This window comes from Kribbella sp. NBC_01510, assembly GCF_045040325.1.
Lineage (GTDB): Bacteria > Actinomycetota > Actinomycetes > Propionibacteriales > Kribbellaceae > Kribbella.
In genome coordinates, this window is sequence record NZ_CP109418.1 from 7,452,630 (window position 1) to 7,471,614 (window position 18,985).

Genomic DNA, 18,985 nt, shown 5'->3' on the forward strand with positions numbered 1-18,985 from the left:
CGCCTCCTAGCCAAGATGCACTGGTGCATCCGGGCCCCACGGAATGCCGATGGCGTACCACGCGATGTAGAAGAGAGTCCACGTGACCAGGACGATGAACGTGTACGGGAGCATCATCGACACCACGGTGCCGATGCCGGCCTTCTTCCGGTACCGCTGACAGACGAGCACGATGAACGGCAGGTAGACCATCAGCGGAGTGATCACGTTCATCGGACCGTCGCCGACCCGGTACGCCGCGATCACGGTCTGCGGCGCGATGCCGAGCCGGTAGAACAGCGGGACGAAGATCGGCGCCAGGATCGCCCACTTCGGGATCACCCCGGGCATGATCAGGTCGATGATCGCGACGAGCAGGATGAAGCCGATCAGCAGCGGCAGGGCGCCGATGTCGGCCCGCTCGAGCAGGTCGGCCAGACCGGTCGCGGCCAGCGTCGAGATGTTGCTGTAGTTGAAGTAGGCGATGAACTGGGCGATCAGTAGCATCAGGAAGATCAGTCCACCGAGCCCGTTGAACGTCTTCACGATCGCGTTGATGACGTTCGTGCTGCCGACCAGGGACTTCGCGCCCCGGCCGTACCCGAGGCCGGCCGCGAGGAACAGCATCGAGATGATGAAGAGCAGGCTGCTCATGAACGGCGAGTTCCCGAAGATCTCGCCGGTGTCGGGGTTGCGCAACGGTGCGCCCGGGATGAAGGTCAGCGCCGAGACGATGGCAACGGCAACCAGCAGGTAGTAGACCGACCACCGCAGTCCGCGCGACTCCAGCGCCATTTCCTCGTCGCTGGGCTGGTGATCGACCGGCGCGTCGGACGGGGCCTCGGACGCGTCGTACTTGCCGAGCCTGGGCTCGAGCAGGCGCTCGGTGATCACCGTCATGACGAGCGCGCAGAAGATCGTCGAGGCGATGCTGAAGTAGAGGTTCTGCGTGACGTTGAGATGCACGCCGGGGGCGACCAGCGCGATCGTCTCGTTCGTGACCTCGGTGATGATGCCGTCGGCCGGGGTGATCAGGATGTTGACGAAGAAGGCAACGCTGACCCCGGCGTACGCCGCGGCGATGCCGGCCAGCGGATGTCGTCCGAGGGATGCGAATGCGGCCGCACCCAAGGGAATCAGGACCAGATAGCCGGCATCGGAGGCGACGCTGGAGATCCCGCCGAGCAGCACGATGATGAAGGTGATCGCACCCTTGGGCGCCACTTTCACCATCTTGCGGATCAGCGCCGCGATCAGGCCCGCCTCCTCGGAGACACCGACCCCGATCATCGCGACCAGGATGACGGCGACGACACCGAAGTCGTTGAAGTTCTGGACTGCCGTGGTGAAGATGAAGCGGATGCCGTCGCCGTCGAGCAGGGTCTTGGCAGTGATCGTCTCCTTGTGCACCTCGAAGTTCGGCACGGCCGGCGCCGGAGGCGCGTCGTTGCCCGGGACGCTGGTCCCGCCGGGGTACTCGGGCTCGACCTGGGCCGTCCCGGGCTCGGCGACCTCGGTGGTCACGCTTGTCCCGCTCCAGGCCAGGATCTGCGACGCGACGATGACGATGACGATGAGCCCCAGGAAGATCAGCGCCGGGTGCGGAACCTTGTTGCCGGCCTTCTCGATGCCGTCCAGAACCTTCTGCATCCCGCCCTTCTTGACGGGTTTCTCGGGCACCGCCTCGGCGGTCATGACGCCGCCGCGGCAGAGTCGGCGTCCGCGGGGCGGGCGAACCCGAGCGCGAACTCGATCAGCAACTTGGTGCCGAACCCGGTCGCGCCCTTGTTCCGCCAGGTTCTCGGCGCCGGCAGCTGAGCCGTGCCCGCGATGTCGACGTGGGCCCAGGGCCGGCCGTCGACGAACTCCTCGAGGAACAGCGCGGCGGTGATGGATCCGGCGTTGACGCCGCCCATGTTGGTGAGGTCCGCGATCGAGGAGTCGAGCTGGGACCGGTACGGCCGGTGCAGCGGAAGCTCCCAGACGGGCTCGTCGACGACGTCCCCCGCGCGCCTCAACTGCTCCACCACTGCCGAGTTGTTGCCCATGACACCGGCGATCTCGACACCGAACGTCCGCAGGCAGGCGCCGGTCAAGGTGGCGATGTCGACGATCGCGTCGACCGGTTCTTCGGTTGCCAGCGCCAGTGCGTCGGCCATCACGAGACGTCCTTCCGCATCGGTGTTCAACACCTCGACCGTCGTACCGTTGCGCATCCGCAGCACGTCGCCGAGCTTCATGGCCGACCCCGACGGCATGTTGTCGGTGCACATCAGATAGCCGGTCACAGCCGCCGTACATCCCAGCGCCTGCAGGGCGGTCATCGAGGCGAGCACGGCCGCGGCGCCGGTCATGTCGTTCTTCATCTGGGCGTGCGACTCGTCGCTCGGCTTCAGGCTGATCCCGCCGGAGTCGTACATGACGCCCTTCCCGACCAGGGCGATCCGGCCCGTCGGGTTCTCGGGCTGGTAGCGGAGCCGGATCATCCGGGGCGGCTCCACGCTCCCCCGGTTGACTCCGAGCAGGCCTCCGCAGCCCAGCTCGATCAGCTGGTCCTTGTCGAACACCTCGACGACGAGACCGGCCGGCGGACCGACTTCCTGGGCGACCTCGGCCATCCGGACCGCCGACAGCGTGGTCGCCGGGCAGTTGGCCAGATCGCGGCCGAGGCAGTACGCCTCGGCGATGATGCGACCGCGCTCGACGCCGCGGCCGATCTCCTCGGCGTCCTCGTCGGGCGCCACGACGAGCAGCGATTCGAGCGGAGCCCGGTCGGCGTCCTTGCCGACGAAGTACCGCCAGCGGGCCAGCAGCACGCCTTCGGTCACCGCCTGCGCGAACTCGGCCCGGGAGATCCCCAGGTCCCGGGACGGGACCTCGATCGCGAGGCGCTTGTGCCACGGGACGGCGCGGGCGAACTCCGCGGCCAGGTCGCGGGCGAGCGTGGCGTCGATCCGCTCCGGCGCACCGGTCCCCACGGCGACCCGGACCGGACCGTTCTCCCGGGTCCGGACCAGGGTCTGGCCGCGCTCACCGGTGAATCCGGCGGACGCCAGCCCGGCCGCGTCGGTGCCCAGCTCGTCCGGAGGCTCCTTGCCGAGGGCAACCGGCACGGCGAGCGCGTCCGCCGCCTCCTCGGCCTGCTTCAGCGAACCGACGCCGACCGGTATCCGGTGCCGCGTCGAAGGGATCGGATCGAAGTCGTCTCGGGTCGTGTTCACGTGATCTCCTCCGGCCGGAGCTCGGCAGCGGCGGTGGACGACGCGCCCACCGTTCCGCGACGCCCCATCCCATCAACCGGGCGCGCCCCTCGTCCTCCTCCGAATGAGGTGACCTGAGAACGCCGCAGCGGCCGTCGGAAAGCTACCGGGGTCACCCGGTGTGGGGGATGAATCAGCCGAAGGGCTGTCCGCCGCCCTGCGTCAGGCCGACGGCACGGGCGACCCGAAGGGCCGCCGAGCGCTTCTCCACCCCCAGCTTGCGGTAGAGCGACATCAGGTGGGTCTTGACGGTGTTCTCGGTGATGTAGAGCGCCTGGGCGATCTCGGCGTACGAACTGCCGAGTGCGAGCTGGTCGAGCACGTCCGCCTCGCGGGCGGTCAGCCGGATCCGGGCGTCGTTGACCACGGCGTCCAGGCGACGCGGCGGCGGAGCATGCCCGTCCGGCCGGGTCCGCGCCAGCAGGGTCAGGCCGCGGGACTCGCTCGACGCGGCCAGGTAGTCGGTCAGTTTCCCGAGCGCGAGAGCGGCGAACGGATGCGGGTTCGGTCCGTCGACGTGCCTGCGCAGCTGGTCGAGGAACCCCGGTTCGCCACTGGCCGGGACGAAGGCCTGCAGGACGCGCTGCGGAGCCACCCGGTTCAGGGTGTCCACCAGCGAGGCATCGGCAGCGGGCAGATCGCCCATCCGGGCCAGCAGGACGGTGCGGAACGCGGCCGCCGCGGACGCGATCGGAGGGTACGGGTCGGGTCGATCGAGGATCTGATCGATCCTCGCCACGGTTGCCTGCAGGTCACCCCGGCCGATCGACAGCATGGCCCGGAGCAACTCGGCCTCGGTCGCGCTGCCGGTCCGGTCGAGCTCCCGGAGCTGTGCCTCGATGCCGGCCCGGTCCCCGAGCAGAATCGCCAGCCGGACCCGCAGGAGTGCGAGGTCCCGGGACAGGAACGACGGCAGCGGTCCGGCCCCGGCGGGTTCGGTGGTGAGCGCGGTCAACGCCTCGTCGAGGCGACCGGCCTCGATCAGGAGCTCGGCGTGCAGGATCGAGCGCAAGGCCGTGACCACGGTGTCGGAGTCGGCCAGGTCGGTCGCGACCAGGAGCTGGTGCCAATGCCAGGCGCCGTCGAGATCCAGCTGGCTCATGGCCGCGAACCCCATCACGACGTGGGCCCGGACGGCGTACTCCTGCGGTAGCCCGTCCTCGCCGACCACGTCGAGGGCCGCCTGCGCCGACCGGGCCGCATTCTGCAGCTGGCCGCGCGCATACTGCACGACGGCCCGGTGCGCGAGACCACCCGCGACCAGCCGCGTGTGGCCGGCCATCCGAGCCGTGACGAGGGCTTCGTCCAGGTGGCTGAGCGCGGCGTCGAGTTCGTCGGCCCAGGTCTCCGCCGCCGCGAGCTCGATCAGCAACCACGCCAGCCGCTCGGGCGCGAGTACGGCACGACGCCCGGGATCGCCGTCGGTCGGCTCCAGCCCCAGCATGCACCGCGCCCGGCCGATCGCGGCATGGACGTCCTGCCAGCCGTAGCGGGATTCCCACAGCTGCAGCAGTACGGCGTCTGCCTCCAGGGCGTCGTCGTCAGGTGTCACCGGCTGCCGCGTCGTCGCGCCTACCAGGTCGTCGGCCGAGGCTGCGTCCATGACTGCCCCGGTGACGTCCCCGGACACGCGTCGCAGCAATCCGCGGACACCGATCAGGTGCGGGTGAGCGGCGAGGTAGCCGTCCGGGAGAGCCTCGAAGCCGGCCGTGACGAGGGCGAGATCCCCGGCGGCCAGGATCTCCGGCCCGTGCCCGAGCAGGATCCGGGCGACGAGTGCCGGGTCGTCGGCGCCCAGCGCGCTCCGCAGTGCGGTCCCGCCGTCGCCCCGGTTCTCGTAGTACAGGGCGGACCGGCGCTGCGCCGCGACCACCGTGCGGGCGTCCTCGTTGCTACCGGCAACCCGGCGGCGAAGCAGCTCGACGAGCAGTGGGTGGTAGCGATACAGCGGGTCGCTGCGCTGGCCGTCGGCGTACGCCGTGACCAGTAGTCCGCTGCCGGCGAGATCCGCGAGCATCGCACCGGCGTCCGCGTCGCCGCTGAGCATCACCGCGAGGTGTCCGGTCACGGCGGTGGCTCCGAAGGTACTCAGCAACATCGCCTGGACCCGTGCGTCGAGCGTGCTCAGGGTCTCGCCGAGGAGCAGGTCGAGCACCGGCCGCTGATTCGCGAGCGGCCAGACGACGGCGCCGGACGCGGCGAAGGCCCGGGCCGCGAGCACCAGCGCGGCTGCCCAGCCGGCCGTCTGCTCCTGGAACAGGGAGATGTCTTCCTCGGTGGCATTGCTCGCATGTGCCTGCACGAGCGCGGTGGCCTCGGCGTCGTTGAAGCGCAGATCCCTCGACCGCAGGGTCAACGCCATACCGCCCAGCTCGAGCTCGGGCACCGGAAGTGGGAGGTCGTACCGGGTCGCCAGCACGAGCCGGACCGCGTGCGGCGACTTCCTCAGCATCTGGGACAAGCCGGCGACAGTCTCGGCCGGGAGCAGGTGAGCGTCGTCGACGACGACCGGATCGGGAGGTCGCGTGCCGTCGGCGCCGGCCGCCTCGTCGATCGTTTCGGCCAGCGCGCCGGCCGCCTGACCCGGCACCCAGACCACGGACTCGCCCGCCTGTCTTCGGCGTGCGACCCAGTCCGACAGGAGGACCGTCTTGCCGGTACCGGCGGGCGCCACCAGCATCGTCAGCGGTGCTCGCGCGCCGAGGTCGAGAGCGGAATGCAGCCGCTCACGAGTCACCAGCGTCAGCGGCGGCCGCGGTACGCGGCCGCCTGACGAGCGCCGGATCTCCTCGCTCGTTTCGCCTGGCGTCGGGGTCGTCACCCTCGTCGCCCTCCCCTTGGCCGACGTGTCCTGCTCTGCCCTGGTCCCGCTCCTTCTCCGTCCTCAAAATAACGAGACTAACTGGTTCGCAACGACTACGGCGCGCCGATTCGGCCCTTTGTCACCCTTTTGGTCCCTGTTCGTCGCGCTTGACGCGAGGCGTTTTGGCCCCGATCCACACCGCCACGCCGACCAGCGCACCGATGCCGAGCAGCCAGCCCCACAGGCCTTCGGACACCGGCCCGAGCCGGCCGAGACCGAAGCCACCGGGGTCTTCCGACTGTTGCAGACTGACGAGGTAGGCGATGACAGCGCGCTTGTCCTCCGGGGTGAACACGCCATCGGAGAAGACCGGCATCTGCTGCGGACCGGTCAGCATCGCCTGGTACATGTTCTTGGGCGTCGTCTCCATCAGCGACGGCGCATAGCGTCCGTTCGGCAGCGCACCACCGCGACCCGAGAAGTTGTGACACGCCGTGCAGTTCGTCCGGAACAGCTCACCGCCGCGGACGACCTCCTCCTGTGTCGCCTTGCTGACGTCGTACGCCTCCTCAGCCGGTATCGCGGGTCCAGGGGCGAGGGAGGCGATGTACGCCGCCAGCGCCGCGGTCTCCTCGGGGGTGTACACCCGGGGCTTCTGCGGCACCTGGGCACCGGTCTGAGCGGCCGGCATCCGTCCGGTGCTGACCTGGAAGTCGACCGCGGCCGCGCCGACGCCGATCAGCGACGGCCCGGTGATGTGTCCCTCGCCGTCGGTTCCCCCCTCGGCGTGCGCACCGTGGCAGCTCGAGCACCCGACGGCGAACAGCTTGCGTCCTTCCTCGATCTGCTGGGACTGCGGCCCGTCCGCACCGGCCGCGCCGTCCGGCACGAGTACGGCGTACGCGAGGCCGACCATGACCAGCGCCGAGCCAACCACCAAGGTCCTTGCGAACTTTGTCCTTCGCATCTCCGCACCTCCCGTCGCGGGACAAACTGACATGACCGCAAGCCGGCTGGGATCCCCCGATTCGGGCGAGCCCTCAGCGGGCGTCGCGCTTGGCCTGCCTACGCGCGCCGGTGGCCCGGGTGGAGGCGTCCTTCTTCAAGCCACCCGTGGTCTTGGTTGCCCGCGCCCTGGTGCGCGCCTCCGGCTTCGGTTGGTCGACGGCACGCATCGTCGGCGCACCGGCACCCGACTTGGCCGCCCGCGCCGCCTCGAGCCGCTCGCTGCGTAGCTCCATCGACGCCCGGTTGGCGACCACGGCGACCTCGCGGCTCACCCTCGCCAGGACCGACTCGAACAGCTCCGCCTTGTCGCGATCGCGCTGGTTCTTCGGGTAGGACATCCCCCGGCCACCGGTCTGCGCGACGGCGGCACTCGCGGTGCGCCGGTAGTTCTTCACGTACTTGGTTCGCGCCCGTCGGATCCGCTGGTGCAAGTCCAGGAGTTCGTCCTCGTCCAGGCGTTTCAGCTCGTCCCGCTCGGTCTCGGCCACGAGCAGCCGCTCGGCGTCGGTCAACGAGTTCAGCAAGCCACGGTTCATCGCAGTCTCCTCCCCGCTGTCCGCAGACTACGTGAGGTAACTCAACCCTGGTAGAACCGACGCGGCCCGATTAACCTTGAAATCAGGGCTGGGTGGCCGGCGGCGGAGGGGCGTGGACCCAGGCTCTAACGGGGTTTCTCCCGGGGGATCTGATGACGTGGGTGCTCGACCTTGGCGGAGGTTCACGTACCAAGGCCATCGCGCGCGCGATCTGCGGTTCGCACCCGGATCTGCGGTCGGTGACCGCTCCCGAACCAGGCGAACTCACCGGCGTCGTCGTGTGTTCGGCCTTCTCCCGCGATCTCGAACAGACGCTCGCGCTGGCGGCGTCCACCAACGCCCATGTGATTGTCGTAGCCGAGGCAGGACACAGCCTCGAGCCCTGGTCGCTGCTGGCCTGCGGTGCGACCGACCTGATGATCTGGGCCGACGATCCCGTGCCGATCCAGGCTCGCCTCGAGCGACTGATCGAGGTCGAGAACGTCGTCGAGTCGCCGCCGGTGGCCGACGTGATCCGGGGTACCAGCCCGGCCCTGCGGCACGCCTTGCGGGACCTGGTCACGGCCGCCAAGTTCGGCGGTGGTCCGATCCTGATCACCGGCGAGACCGGGACCGGGAAGGAACTGGCCGCGAAAGTCGCGCACACGGTGAGCGCGGCGGGCCGGTCCGGGCACCTCGTGGTGGTGGACTGCACAACCATCGTGCCCACCCTGTCGGGCTCGGAGTTGTTCGGCCATGAGCGGGGAGCGTTCACGGGCGCGGTGAGCGTGCGGACCGGCGCGTGCGCCGCCGCCAACGGCGGGACCCTGATGCTCGACGAAGTGGGTGAGCTCCCCCTCGAGTTGCAGCCGGAACTGCTGCGCGTGGTCCAGGAGGGCATGTACAAGCGGGTCGGCGCCGACACCTGGCAGCACACGAGTTTCCGGCTGATCTGTGCCACCAACCGCGTCCTGGAGGACGACGTGATCGCCGGACGGTTCCGGGCCGACTTCTACTACCGCATCGCGGCGTACTCCGTGCAGCTGCCGCCGCTGCGGGACCGGCCCGGCGATCTGATCCCGTTGTTCCGCAGCTTCGTGTCCGAAGCCCAGGGCCACGCCGAACCGGCCGAGGTGACACCGGAGGTGGAGATCGCGTTGCGGCGGCGGGACTACCCCGGCAATCTCCGCGACCTGCGGCAGCTAGCCCATCGAGTCGCGTCGCGGCACGTCGGCCCGGGCCCCGTCACGCCAGGCGATCTCCCGCCCTCGGATCGCCCGTTGACCGCGGACGGTACGGCGGACAGCCGGGCGCCGACCCTGATGGAGTCGATCCGGCAGCAGCTGCGGCAGGGCATGACGCTCAGGGAACTGCGCGACCATGTCGCCGACCTCGCGGTCACCGCGGCGATCGAAGAATCCGGGGGGAGCATCCGCGCCGCCGCCGCGCGTCTCGGCGTCACCGACCGGGCATTGCAGCTGCGCCGGGCGAAACGACGTACCGGCGAGTGAGCTAGGCGGCCATCGCCTCCAGCTCCGACGCGATCTCGGCGTACAACGGATCCCGCAACTCTTGCGCCAGCTCCCGATAGAACTGGGCAAGCTCGCTGTACTCGATATCGGGACCGCGCCCTGGACCTCCCAGCGGCACCCACCTCCGGTTCTTGGTCTGCAAGTGGGCCATCTGCATGACCTGTCGCTGGACGATCGGCTCGACGGCCCAGCCGAAGGCGGGTGCGTGATCCACCGGTGGATGGTCGACCTTGGGAGGCACGGGAGCCAGGCCGAGGTAGAACCACTGTGCGGGCCGGCTGTACTGAGCCGTCGTCGGTACCGGTGTCGTGCCCAGGTCCACGAGCGTCGCGTTCACCCGAACGAATCCCGGCCGGCCCGTCCGGATCGGCCGGCCGCGGGCGTCGACGCCCAGGTAGGTCGCGAGGACCCCGACCGTGCGCCCGGCCCCGCGGAGGCGACCGGCGAGTTGGGTCAGGCCGGACTTGATCCCACTGGCCGTGTGGGGCTTGATCTCCACGAATCCCGGCGCCGTCAGCACCAGCCGCGGGTGGGGCTGGCCTGGCCGAGGTGCGGCGGGGCCCAGCGGGGACCACGTCCGGGCCTCCGATTCCTGCATCGCCATTGTCATCGTGCGTACCTCCGGTTCTGGGTTGCTGCTAGATAAGGCGGCGCCGAGCGGCGGGCGGACCGGGTCAGTCGCAGGAGGTTGCCGCCGAGCACGAGCGCGGCGTCCGCCGGGGGCAGGTGCAGGGCGTGGATCTTGCTGATCTCCACCAGGGGATGGAGGAACGGGCCGTCGGAGCCGAAGAGCACCTTGTCCGGTCCGGCCCGTCGTACGGCATCAGCCAGTACGTCGAAGTAGCGCACGCCCGCGGTGTCGGTGAAGAGGTTCGGCAGCCGGACCAGTTGGTCGACGAAGGCGATCTGGGCCTTCCAGTCGTCGGAGAACGACGACAGGTGCGGGATGATCCACGCGACACCCGGGTACGACGTCGCGGCCATCTCGACCGTGGCGGTGTCGCCGGCCGGGTCGTACAGGATCGGCAGGTCCCGGCGCAGCGCCACCTCGGCCACCTCGCGGGTGATCCGGCCGTCCCGCCAATGAACCTTGATCCCGCACGCACCCCACGCCCGTGCCTCGTCCACCATCGCGCCGACCCGGCCCCGATCGGTCACCGGATTGACGAAGGCGAAGCCGAGGTAGCGTCGCGGCTCGGCGGTCACCATTGCGCCCACCGCCTGATTGGCGGAGCGGTAGTCGGAGGTCAGCGGAGCCAACAGCACCGTCCGGTCGATGCCCGCCTCCACAGCCCGCTGCCGATACTTGCCGAGCGATGCGTCGGTGTCCCACGGACCGGTGAATCCGTCGCCAAGGCCGGCGTGACAATGCGCGTCGATGATCGGGGGCCGTCTCATGCCGCACCTCGCCGTCCAGCCAGCCCTCGCAGCGCCAGGGCGAGCCGGTCGAGATCGGCAGGCGAGTGATCGGCACGCACGAGGACGGTGAGCATGACGCCGCGCCGGCATCGTGATTGCTGGAGGACGGCGCGGATGCCCACCGACTGCAGGTGCGACCACCAGCTCTGGGCATCTGATCCCGGCAACCGAATGCTGACGACAGGAAACGGGAGGCCGTTGACCGACAGGCCGATGTCACGCAAGCGGTTGCGCAAGCGCAGTACATGCCCTTGCAGCGTCGTACGCCGAGCCCGGTTGTCGCTCGTATCGCGCAGAGCCGTGCTCGCAGCCCCGAGGTCGGCAGCCGAGGGCGGGCTGCTGTGTACCCGGTTGCCGCCATCCGCAGCCAGTCGCCTGATGGTCGACGCGTCGCCGGTGGTCACCGCCAGCGGTGCCCCGTAGGCCTTGGCCAACGACGCGACCCAGACGATCGCCGGGTGATCCAGCTCGCACCATCCCGGCGTACCGCTGCCGTCTCCGAACACCTCACCCCGAAGTTTGTTGCCTAGGACACCGAACGCCAGTGAGTCGTCGACGATGAGTTCGCCACCCGTGTCGCGGGCGAGCCGCCGCAAGTCCGGCAGCGGCGCCGGCCGGTTACAGCCGGGGCACCATCCGTCGGTCAGCACGAACAGCCGTCGCCCGGGCTCGGCGACGATCCCCTCCGGACGATGATGCGGAAACCTGCGCACCACAGCACCGTTGGCCGCTGCCCGCAATGCGGCCCACTCGGCGAGTGAGTAGGCCGCCGCGTCGATCGCGACGAGGTCGCCGCGTTGCGGGATCATCCCCATCACGTCCATCAGCGCATGCAAGGCGGAACGGCCGACCACGCCGGCCGGCGCACCCTGCGCCGCCGCGACGGCGGCAGCGACCCGGTGCGCGACCGGCGCCTCGTGCAGCACCGGGGGTACGCCGGTCGTGAGCGAAGCCCATGGCGGCAGCGAACTGCTGCCGTGCTGCAGGCCGAGGAACAACGACGACGTGAAGTCGAGCCTCGGGTCCGTCGCGACATGACCGGTCACGCTCGTCGGATTTGCCGCGCGCCGCGGCGAGCCAGCAGAACCGAGGGCATGGTGGCGTCGACCGAGGTCTGCAGATCGACCCCGGTGACGGTCCGGTAGGCGTGGATGTAGCGCTGGATCTCGTTGCGCCACGTCAGTGCCCAGTTCGCGGCGTCCTCGCGGGTCCGGCTCGACTCGTTCCAGCGGCCGTGCCGGATCGAGAGCAGGATCTGCTCGCCGTGGACGGCCAGCTCGAAGAAGTGCGTGATGCTGGCCTCGGGCCACCCCTGGATGCTCTTCATGGTGTCGACCCGGTCCATCCAGTCCTCCTCGTACGGGACCATGGTCGGGCCGCCGAGGAACTCCCGCATCTCCGGCTGAGCCAGGATCCACTGCATCGTCAGCATCTCCGCGCGCGCTACCAGCGGCAGGTCGGCGAACTGGTTGTGCGCCCCGTGCGCCAGCACCAGATGGACCTCGCGCAGGCTGCTCAGCAACGGGAACGCGTCGGCGTCGACGGTCTTGTCGTCCCGCTCCTTGTAGAACTCGTGCGCCGCGTGCAGCAACGCGTGGAAGCCCTCGAGGAACTGCGTCCGCCGATCCACCATCGTGTACGGCGGTGGCACGGCACGACCGACCAGCGGCAGGCCGTACTGCACCATGTACTCCGCCGCCCGCCGGCGCACTGTCAGCCGGCTCTGCTCGTCCTCGGTGAACCCCCAGAGCAGGTTGCGCAGTGGCAGCAGCGGATTCAGGTCGAACCGGGCCAGAGCGTCGTACTGCGGTCCGATCCGGCGGTTCTGGAACCGGGCGAGGATGTGGTTCATCGTCTGCACGAGGCCGCCTTCCTCATGCCAGTAGTTCCAGATCAACTCGACGAACGGCACGTTCGGCAGCGGGAACTGCGCGGCGGGTCCCCCGCCGCCGCCCCTGGCCGCCACCCCCTGGTCGTTCCGGAACTGGACATCGGGGGCGAAGCGCAGGAACGGCTGCGCCAGGTCGTCGCGCTCGCTGCTCACGTACGACCGCTCGAGTCCGCCGGTCACCGTTCCCAGCGAGATCTCGTCCTTGAGCAGCCGCCGCTTCTCGATCGCGCGCAGCGGGTCGGCGGCGGCCTCGACGAAGGTCTCGGCGGCCCGGAAGAGCCGGCGGTAGGCGTCGGTGCCGAACCACTCGGGCCCGGACAGGCCGGTGAGCTTGGGCTCGACGAACTCGTGGAACTCCTCGAACCGCAGTTGCCCGGTGAGCTCACGGATGAAGCTCCAGAGCACCTCGTCGGCGCTCTGCGGCGGGTCGCCCGCCACCAGGGCGACCGTCTGGGTCGGCACCTGCGGCGTGAGCGCGGCGAGCACCGGGAGGACCACTTCCGGATCCCCCTCGAAGGGGCCTTCCTTGCCCCTGGTGATCGTCAGCGTCTTGTTTCCCTCGACGGCGAACAGCACCTCGGGTTCGAAGTCCAGGCCGCGCCGCATCCGATGGGTCTCGCCGGTGCCGAACGGGTTGACGTCGTCGGCCGCGACAGTGAGCCGGAAGGTGTAGTCGCCCGGGTCATCGGTGTCCTCGAGCAGGATCTGCAGGACGGCCCGCTGGCCGGCCCGGATGGGATCCGGTGTCCACGAAACGTGCACGGTCGTGTCCTTTCGATAGTTCGTTATGACGCCCGTCGCGCGGGCTGTGCGTGGTTGGTGATGGGCCGCTGGACGACGTCGAGACTGCTGCGGACGGCCCAGGCCTGGAGCAGGACCGACAGCAGTCGGCTCTCCTCCTCCGGGCTGATCAGGCCGGCCGACTTGGCCTGGCCGATGACCGCGAACACCAGCGACGAGGGCTGGCGCGCCATCACCGCGATGTCGCCGGCCCAGTCGTGGTGCAGCCGGATCAGCCGCGCCGGGTGGCGTTCCCGTCTCGGCCAGATGTCGCCGAGCCGGTGACCATGCAGAGCAGCCGAGCGGTGTCGGAGCAGCAGCCGGACGAAGTCCGGGATCGCGGCCTCGAGCCGCTCCAGCTCGGTACGACGGCCGGCCGGCAGGTCGCTGGTCGGGTACAACTGCTTCCAGCTGTGCCGCATCGCGGCCCACTGCGGATGCGGATAGATGGCCTCGCCGATGGTCGCGCTGACCAGGACCCGCAGGTACGGAACGGGATGCGGATCGCTACCGGACGGCCGGAAGACGAAGAACGCCGGCAGGCTGACGACGGCGAGCAGACCGATGGTGGACGTGATCCCGAGCTTCCCGACCGACCAGCAGTCGGCGACGATCTCACTGATCCACTTGTCCCACGTCGGCCAACAGCCCTGCGGGTCCTTGCCCGCCGCCCGGGCGAGGTCGCCGCGCAACGACTCCACCAGCCCCAGTTGCGCAGCTCCCTGATGCCCCACTTCGTGCACCAGCGAGCTTGCGATGCCGCTGCCCACCATGCGTTCCCTGGGGACCCGGATGATCGCGACCGGGTTCGACTCGCCGCCGGGCAAGCGCGTGCGGGCCCGACGGATCGCGGCGCCGGGTCCCCGGGCCAGGTAGCACACGGCCGGCACCTGCTCGTAGCCGTCGAGATCGACCCGGAGCGCGTCCCGCGCCAGTACGTCGAGGCCGGACAGCCAGACGCCCGTCTCGTGTTCGCTGCGCTGGGTGATGACCTCGGTGAACAGATCGAACTGGGACAGTACGTCGTTGAACCCCAGCCGGATCAGCACGAACCGCCGCTGCTGCTCGGCCGCGCCGGCCTGCCGGCCCTGGCCGTGCAGCCAGTCGAGGTACCCGTGGACTTTCTCCCGAAGGCGGCCGCGGCTCGCGTGCAAGAAGCGCTCGATGATGAGCTGCGCGTCGTACGGGAGGGCCGCAGCGGGCACCATCGTCTCGTGCAGAGCGAAGGGCCGCACCTGGTCCAGACGGGTCAGCAGCCCGCGCGCCTCATGCTCGAGCAGGCGAGTCGCCAAGCCTCCGGGATCGGCCATCGGAACCCCTCAGGCGCCGAGGATGACGATGCGGCCACCCCGGCGGACCCAGCGCCCGGACATGGCTCGCGACCCGTTGCTGCCGGGCGGACGGCCCTGGGCCTCGCCCTCGCCCTCGCCGGACTCGTAGTCGTCGCCCTGCCACCACTGATCGGGCTCGCCGTAGCTGCCGCCCGCATAGTCGTCGCCACCGCCGAACCACGGCACCGGCTCGGTGTAGGCCCATGGCGGTCGGGACCGGCCGCCGCCGTACGACCGCCGGCGCGAACGCCACGGAGACATCCGCTGATCGGAGCCGAGCAGGCTCGGTGCGTACCGCCGGGCGGCGCTGATCCCGGCCGCCCGGACGGCTGCCCGGGTCGGGATGTTCTGCGGCGCCCGCGCAGCGTTGGAGTACGCGCCGCGGGCGAAACGGACATAGCGGCTCGCGGCCTCCCACTCGGCCTCGACCTCGCCCATCGACTCGGCCTCCTGCGCCTCGAGCAGGCCACCTGCCATCGATCCCAGCTTGGCGCCGATCGCGGTCCCGGCCCCGGGCAGCACCAGCGAGCCGAGCGCTCCGCCGACCATCGGTAGCGCCGTCTTGGCGACGTTCTTCAGTACGCCGCCCAGCGCCTTGCCGATCGGCGACTTGACGAACTGGGACGCGCCCTTCATCACGCTGCTGGCCAGCTTGCCGAGGAACCGGTCCAGCTCCGCCTCGGTGCTGATCTCCAGCAGTTCCTGGACGAGTTCGGCTTCCATCGTCTCGGCTTCGCTCTCGTACGCCTCGCCCGATTCCCACTCGGACTCGGCCTCACCAGCAAACTCGTAGCTCTCCCCCGGGATCTCAAATGCCTCGTACATGCCGCTGTCCCTTCTCTCTTGGCTGTGTCACGCGTCGAGGACGATGATTCGGTTGCCGCGACGGATCCAGCGGCCTTCGGTGCCGCGACCACCGCCTGCTGCTCCTTGGGCTCCCACCAGTCCGGGGAGATGGCGCTGCGCGGCGGCGAGGGCGGCCCGTTGGGCAGCCACCGCGGGCGGCACCGTGGGAGGCGCCTGCGCCGCCCGCCGAGCCGTCTCGTCTGCGAACCGGACGAACGCGCGCGCGACCTCGTACTCGCGGTCTTCGGCCGACAGCCCCTCGGTCTGCAGCCCGAGCTCCAGCTTGCCGCCCAGCCACTGCCCGGCGCGCTGGCCGATCGCGCCACCGCGGCCGGGGGCCGCAAAGTCCCCGACCGCACGCCCCAGTTGCGGAAGTGCCTGCTTGGCCGCCGATTTGAGGATCCCGCCGACCGCCCGGCCGGCGTCGGATCCGGCGAAGCCGCGGGCCGCGGAGATCGCGCCGCTGATCAAGCTGCCGAGGAACCGGTCGAGCTCGGCCTCGGTCGTGACTTCCAGCAGCTCGGAGGCCAGCGCCAGTTCGCGTTCCGACGTCTCGCCGAACTCCTGGTATTCGTTCTGCTCACCTTCGCCGAAGGCTTCGGACTCGAACAGTGCCCGGTCGATGTCGTGCATGGATGTCTCCCTCTCGCGTGGTCTCACCCACCTACTGCACAATTCGTGCCAACCCGGCGGAGCGCACGCAGCCGAAGCACCCTTCGCACGGAGGGGCTGGAGCGCCCCGCGGCCGAAGTCAGGTTCGGCGCAGACCGCCGGCGGCGATGCCCAGCTCGGCGCGGTACTTCGCCACCGTCCGGCGCGCGACCTTGTGTCCGCTGTCCGCAAGGGCGCGACACAATCGGGCATCGCTGACCCGGCCGGCCGCGGCCAGCTCCGCGATCCGTGCCTTGATCGCCACCGCGCCCCCCAGCAGGTCGGCCAGTGCGACGATCTTCCCGTCGGGGCGGCGCAGCAGCTTGCCGGCGACGCAGCGGCTGACTGTGGAGGGGTGCAGCCCCAGCTCGACGGCGACATCGGTCCGGTTGAGCGGGACATGCCCGACCGGGCCGCGCTCGAAGTAGCCGGCCTGACGATCGACCATGTACGTCGCCACTCGGCGCAAAACGCTGCCACGTGTGTCGAGCTGGCGCAGCAGCTCTCGGGCAGCCCGTTCGTGTCCGCCGAGCCAGGCGACTGCTTCAGCGTCGGCCCGCACCGCAGACGTCACCTCGACCACACGCAGACCGAACCAGTCACTGTCCGGCACCTCGACCTCGAACGCACCCGAATCGGTGCGATAGACGAACACGTCGGGGATCCCGGACGCCTCCGGCCGGTCCGGCACCTCGACGACGGCGACCGGCCGCAACCGGGCCCGGACGAGCCGGAACGCATCTTCTACGTCCTCCCGCGAGACCCGGAGTGCTCGGGCAACGGTCGCGGTGTCCCCCGTGGCGACGGCCTCCAGGTGGTCCCGGACGAGGTCGACGATCCAAGCCTCGGCGGCGCCGGCCGCCACGAGTGCGCGGGCCTGGGCGACCAACAGGTCGGCGACGGAGGTCTCCGCGACGCCGACCGGTCCGGCCGCCTTGATCGCTCGGACCGCCTCGTCCACAGCTTGAGGTGCCAGGCCGTGCGCGGTCGCGATCTGGTCCGGCTCCGCGTCGAGCAGCCCACGGCTGGTGAGGTGCGCGATCACGACCGGCAGCACCTCGCGATAGTTGGACCGGATCTCACAAGCGGCCGCTGCCTCCAGGGTGTCGAAGGGCATCACGGCCGGGTCGTTGCCGGCATACCGCAGTACGCCGGAGCACCGCGGGCAACTGTCCGACGTGCGGTGACGCCCGCACCCTGGACACGCAGATCCGGCCGCTCGCTCGAGCATCGGGTTGTCGGCGAGCTCTCGCTCCACAGTCCCGGTCAGAGCGTCGTACCCGAGTGGCAACAGCCGCAACGAAAGCAGCAGCCCGGGAACAGCCCGAAGCTCCGCCCGGACCCCCAACTCCAGCCCCACCGCCGGGCCACGCGGCCCTCTCCCCATCTGTCAACAGTAGCCATCCGCCCGGTACGCCGGAACCCACCGCTTGCCGTCCTGAGACGTCGGTGTTCGCCGAAGCGACGGGCGGATAGCGTCGTACCAAGCCGAGAGAGAGAAGGATCTGTGACCGAGCTTCTGGTGATCGCCAAGCACACGATGAAGAAGGGCGAGGAGGACGCCGTGCTCGCCGTGCTGCCCCGGCTGATCGAGGCGGCACGGACCGAACCCGGGAACCTCTCGTTCGTCGCCTATCGCCAGCTGGACGACGAACGCACGTACGTGCTGCTCGAGCGGTACAAGTCCCGCGAGGCCTTCGCCGCGCACCAGCAGACCACCCACTTCAAGGAGCTCGTCCTGGAGCAGATCGTCCCGCGGCTCGACAACCGCGTCCTCGAACTGCACGACGTCAACGAATGATGCAGGAAGGTGATTGCGGGCCCGCTCCCCCTGCCCCCTCCCGAGAGGGACGGGCCCGCAATCGGACAGTGGGTGACGGGATCACGCCACGCAGGACAGCTGCAGGCGGCGTCGGCGCAGTTCGCACAGGGTCGAACGTTTGCGTCGGATCAATGCGGTCAGCCGATCGAGATCGGCGGTGCAGCGGGCCGCGCGCAGCTCGGCCTCGACGGCGTGGAGGGCGGCAATCAGTTCGCGGACTGTGCTGGTATCAGCATCGCGCATAGAGGCCTCGGCAGGTCGAAGAAGTCGCCCGGCTGTCTGAGGCTGAACCACTATGACCGCTGGAAGCGCTTAGATCAACCCCTGTGCCCGAACAAATCGCCAAACCCCTGGACTGGACTGCCTTGCGGTGCTACCCAGGAAAGCAGGAGTGCTCGTGGCCGATCGCCGCAGTTCGGGGAGTCTAGGGCCGGCACCGCAAGACACTCAGTCGGAGCCGGACCAGCTCGCCCATGCGCTGAGTGAACTGGCCCGGGAACTTCACGACGCCGATGATCCTGATGCGGTACTGCGAGAAGTCGTGCAGGCCGCCATGGATCTCGTCCCCGGGGCAGAGGCTGGTTCCGTGACGGCACTCGTCGGTGGCAACCGGGTGGAGCACAAGGCAGAGTCGGGCGTGCTGCCGGCCCGTGTCGACGCCGTGATGTCGGAGGTCGACGAAGGGCCATGTCTGGACGCTGTACTGCACGAGCGCCGGATCATCCGGGTCGACGACATGCGCCGGGAGCTCCGCTGGCCGCGGTTCGCTCCCCGCGCAGCTGAGCTGGGAGCCCTGAGCGTGCTGGCCTTCCCCATGTTCGTGAAGGACGACAGCCTGTGCGCGCTCAACCTGTATGCCCAAGAGGCCAACGCCTTCACCGACGAGTCCGAGCATGTCGGCCGGTTGCTCGCCGCCCATGCGGCCGTCGCCTACGCGGGTGCGCAACGCGAGGAGAACCTGCTCGCCGCTATCGAGACCCGCGACCTGATCGGCCAGGCGGTCGGCCTGCTGATGGAGCGCTACTCGATCAGTTCCGGCCGTGCCTTCGACACTCTGATCCGCTTCAGCCGCCAGACCAACCGCAAACTCCGCGACGTCGCCACCGAGCTGATCCGCGATGCCGAAGCCGGGGCGAGCAAATAGCAAG

17 protein-coding genes are annotated in these 18,985 nt (G+C 69.8%); 3 read left to right on the forward strand and 14 right to left on the reverse strand.

Going from position 1 to position 18,985, the window contains the following annotated elements:
- Positions 1-6: 6 nt before the first annotated feature.
- The 5 genes from OG558_RS36615 to OG558_RS36635 form a co-directional block, all read right to left on the reverse strand.
- Positions 7-1,629 (reverse strand): AbgT family transporter, encoded by a 1,623-nt coding sequence (locus tag OG558_RS36615; RefSeq protein ID WP_405067093.1) that lies wholly within the window; start codon positions 1,627-1,629, stop codon positions 7-9.
- A gap of 41 nt (positions 1,630-1,670) precedes the next feature.
- On the reverse strand, positions 1,671-3,200 hold the full coding sequence (locus OG558_RS36620) for a leucyl aminopeptidase family protein (protein WP_405067094.1): 1,530 nt from the start codon (positions 3,198-3,200) through the stop codon (positions 1,671-1,673).
- A gap of 172 nt (positions 3,201-3,372) precedes the next feature.
- Positions 3,373-6,060 carry a LuxR C-terminal-related transcriptional regulator gene (locus OG558_RS36625; protein WP_405067095.1) on the reverse strand — a complete coding sequence of 896 codons (2,688 nt, stop codon included), beginning with the start codon at positions 6,058-6,060 and terminating at the stop codon, positions 3,373-3,375.
- A 121-nt stretch (positions 6,061-6,181) separates the two neighbouring features.
- Positions 6,182-7,009 (reverse strand): c-type cytochrome, encoded by an 828-nt coding sequence (locus tag OG558_RS36630; RefSeq protein WP_405067096.1) that lies wholly within the window; start codon positions 7,007-7,009, stop codon positions 6,182-6,184.
- Positions 7,010-7,082: 73 nt separating this feature from the next.
- On the reverse strand, positions 7,083-7,586 hold the full coding sequence (locus OG558_RS36635) for a hypothetical protein (protein WP_329476527.1): 504 nt from the start codon (positions 7,584-7,586) through the stop codon (positions 7,083-7,085).
- A 152-nt stretch (positions 7,587-7,738) separates the two neighbouring features.
- On the opposite strand from OG558_RS36635, the gene OG558_RS36640 reads away from it, so the two are divergent.
- Positions 7,739-9,076 (forward strand): sigma-54-dependent transcriptional regulator, encoded by a 1,338-nt coding sequence (locus OG558_RS36640; protein WP_405067097.1) that lies wholly within the window; start codon positions 7,739-7,741, stop codon positions 9,074-9,076.
- A gap of 1 nt (position 9,077) precedes the next feature.
- On the opposite strand, the gene OG558_RS36645 is transcribed toward OG558_RS36640, so the two are convergent.
- From OG558_RS36645 to OG558_RS36680, 8 genes are all read right to left on the reverse strand, one after another.
- Positions 9,078-9,707, reverse strand: a complete 630-nt coding sequence (locus OG558_RS36645; RefSeq protein WP_405067098.1) for a hypothetical protein — start codon at positions 9,705-9,707, stop codon at positions 9,078-9,080.
- The gene (locus OG558_RS36650) at positions 9,704-10,495 is read right to left on the reverse strand and encodes an amidohydrolase family protein (protein WP_405067100.1); all 792 of its coding nucleotides are present in this window, start codon (positions 10,493-10,495) and stop codon (positions 9,704-9,706) included. The genes OG558_RS36645 and OG558_RS36650 overlap by 4 nt, the downstream gene beginning before the upstream one ends.
- Positions 10,492-11,562 carry an aminotransferase class I/II-fold pyridoxal phosphate-dependent enzyme gene (locus OG558_RS36655; RefSeq protein ID WP_405067101.1) on the reverse strand — a complete coding sequence of 357 codons (1,071 nt, stop codon included), beginning with the start codon at positions 11,560-11,562 and terminating at the stop codon, positions 10,492-10,494. Before OG558_RS36655 ends, OG558_RS36650 begins: the two co-directional genes overlap by 4 nt.
- On the reverse strand, positions 11,559-13,169 hold the full coding sequence (locus OG558_RS36660) for a hypothetical protein (RefSeq protein WP_405067102.1): 1,611 nt from the start codon (positions 13,167-13,169) through the stop codon (positions 11,559-11,561). Before OG558_RS36660 ends, OG558_RS36655 begins: the two co-directional genes overlap by 4 nt.
- 23 nt (positions 13,170-13,192) lie before the next feature.
- On the reverse strand, positions 13,193-14,497 hold the full coding sequence (locus OG558_RS36665) for a hypothetical protein (protein ID WP_405067103.1): 1,305 nt from the start codon (positions 14,495-14,497) through the stop codon (positions 13,193-13,195).
- 9 nt (positions 14,498-14,506) lie between these two features.
- Entirely contained in the window at positions 14,507-15,343 is an 837-nt protein-coding gene (locus OG558_RS36670; RefSeq protein WP_405067104.1) for a hypothetical protein, read from the reverse strand.
- Between the two features lie 27 nt (positions 15,344-15,370).
- A complete protein-coding gene (locus tag OG558_RS36675) occupies positions 15,371-15,997 on the reverse strand; it encodes a hypothetical protein (protein ID WP_405067105.1) in 627 nt (208 codons plus the stop codon).
- Positions 15,998-16,115: 118 nt separating this feature from the next.
- Positions 16,116-17,402 (reverse strand): hypothetical protein, encoded by a 1,287-nt coding sequence (locus OG558_RS36680; protein WP_405067106.1) that lies wholly within the window; start codon positions 17,400-17,402, stop codon positions 16,116-16,118.
- Positions 17,403-17,522: 120 nt separating this feature from the next.
- Between OG558_RS36680 and OG558_RS36685 the strand changes: the two genes are divergently transcribed.
- Positions 17,523-17,816: a putative quinol monooxygenase gene (locus OG558_RS36685; protein WP_405067107.1), complete on the forward strand. Its 294-nt coding sequence runs from the start codon at positions 17,523-17,525 to the stop codon at positions 17,814-17,816.
- Between the two features lie 81 nt (positions 17,817-17,897).
- Here OG558_RS36685 and OG558_RS36690 read toward each other — a convergent pair whose 3' ends face one another.
- A complete protein-coding gene (locus tag OG558_RS36690; protein ID WP_329476525.1) occupies positions 17,898-18,080 on the reverse strand; it encodes a hypothetical protein in 183 nt (60 codons plus the stop codon).
- A gap of 154 nt (positions 18,081-18,234) precedes the next feature.
- On the opposite strand from OG558_RS36690, the gene OG558_RS36695 reads away from it, so the two are divergent.
- On the forward strand, positions 18,235-18,981 hold the full coding sequence (locus tag OG558_RS36695; protein ID WP_405067108.1) for a GAF and ANTAR domain-containing protein: 747 nt from the start codon (positions 18,235-18,237) through the stop codon (positions 18,979-18,981).
- Positions 18,982-18,985 lie beyond the last annotated feature (4 nt).

What these genes read in the sequence shown, in the direction of transcription:
- OG558_RS36640 (WP_405067097.1), top strand. Translation starts at nt 7,739, where the DNA reads ATGACGTGGGTGCTCGACCTTGGCGGAGGTTCACGTACCAAGGCCATC.
- OG558_RS36615 (WP_405067093.1), bottom strand. Translation starts at nt 1,629, where the DNA reads ATGCAGAAGGTTCTGGACGGCATCGAGAAGGCCGGCAACAAGGTTCCG.
- OG558_RS36630 (WP_405067096.1), bottom strand. Translation starts at nt 7,009, where the DNA reads ATGCGAAGGACAAAGTTCGCAAGGACCTTGGTGGTTGGCTCGGCGCTG.
- OG558_RS36670 (WP_405067104.1), bottom strand. Translation starts at nt 15,343, where the DNA reads ATGTACGAGGCATTTGAGATCCCGGGGGAGAGCTACGAGTTTGCTGGT.
- OG558_RS36650 (WP_405067100.1), bottom strand. Translation starts at nt 10,495, where the DNA reads ATGAGACGGCCCCCGATCATCGACGCGCATTGTCACGCCGGCCTTGGC.
- OG558_RS36690 (WP_329476525.1), bottom strand. Translation starts at nt 18,080, where the DNA reads ATGCGCGATGCTGATACCAGCACAGTCCGCGAACTGATTGCCGCCCTC.
- OG558_RS36645 (WP_405067098.1), bottom strand. Translation starts at nt 9,707, where the DNA reads ATGACAATGGCGATGCAGGAATCGGAGGCCCGGACGTGGTCCCCGCTG.
- OG558_RS36635 (WP_329476527.1), bottom strand. Translation starts at nt 7,586, where the DNA reads ATGAACCGTGGCTTGCTGAACTCGTTGACCGACGCCGAGCGGCTGCTC.
- OG558_RS36675 (WP_405067105.1), bottom strand. Translation starts at nt 15,997, where the DNA reads ATGCACGACATCGACCGGGCACTGTTCGAGTCCGAAGCCTTCGGCGAA.
- OG558_RS36680 (WP_405067106.1), bottom strand. Translation starts at nt 17,402, where the DNA reads ATGGGGAGAGGGCCGCGTGGCCCGGCGGTGGGGCTGGAGTTGGGGGTC.
- OG558_RS36665 (WP_405067103.1), bottom strand. Translation starts at nt 14,497, where the DNA reads ATGGCCGATCCCGGAGGCTTGGCGACTCGCCTGCTCGAGCATGAGGCG.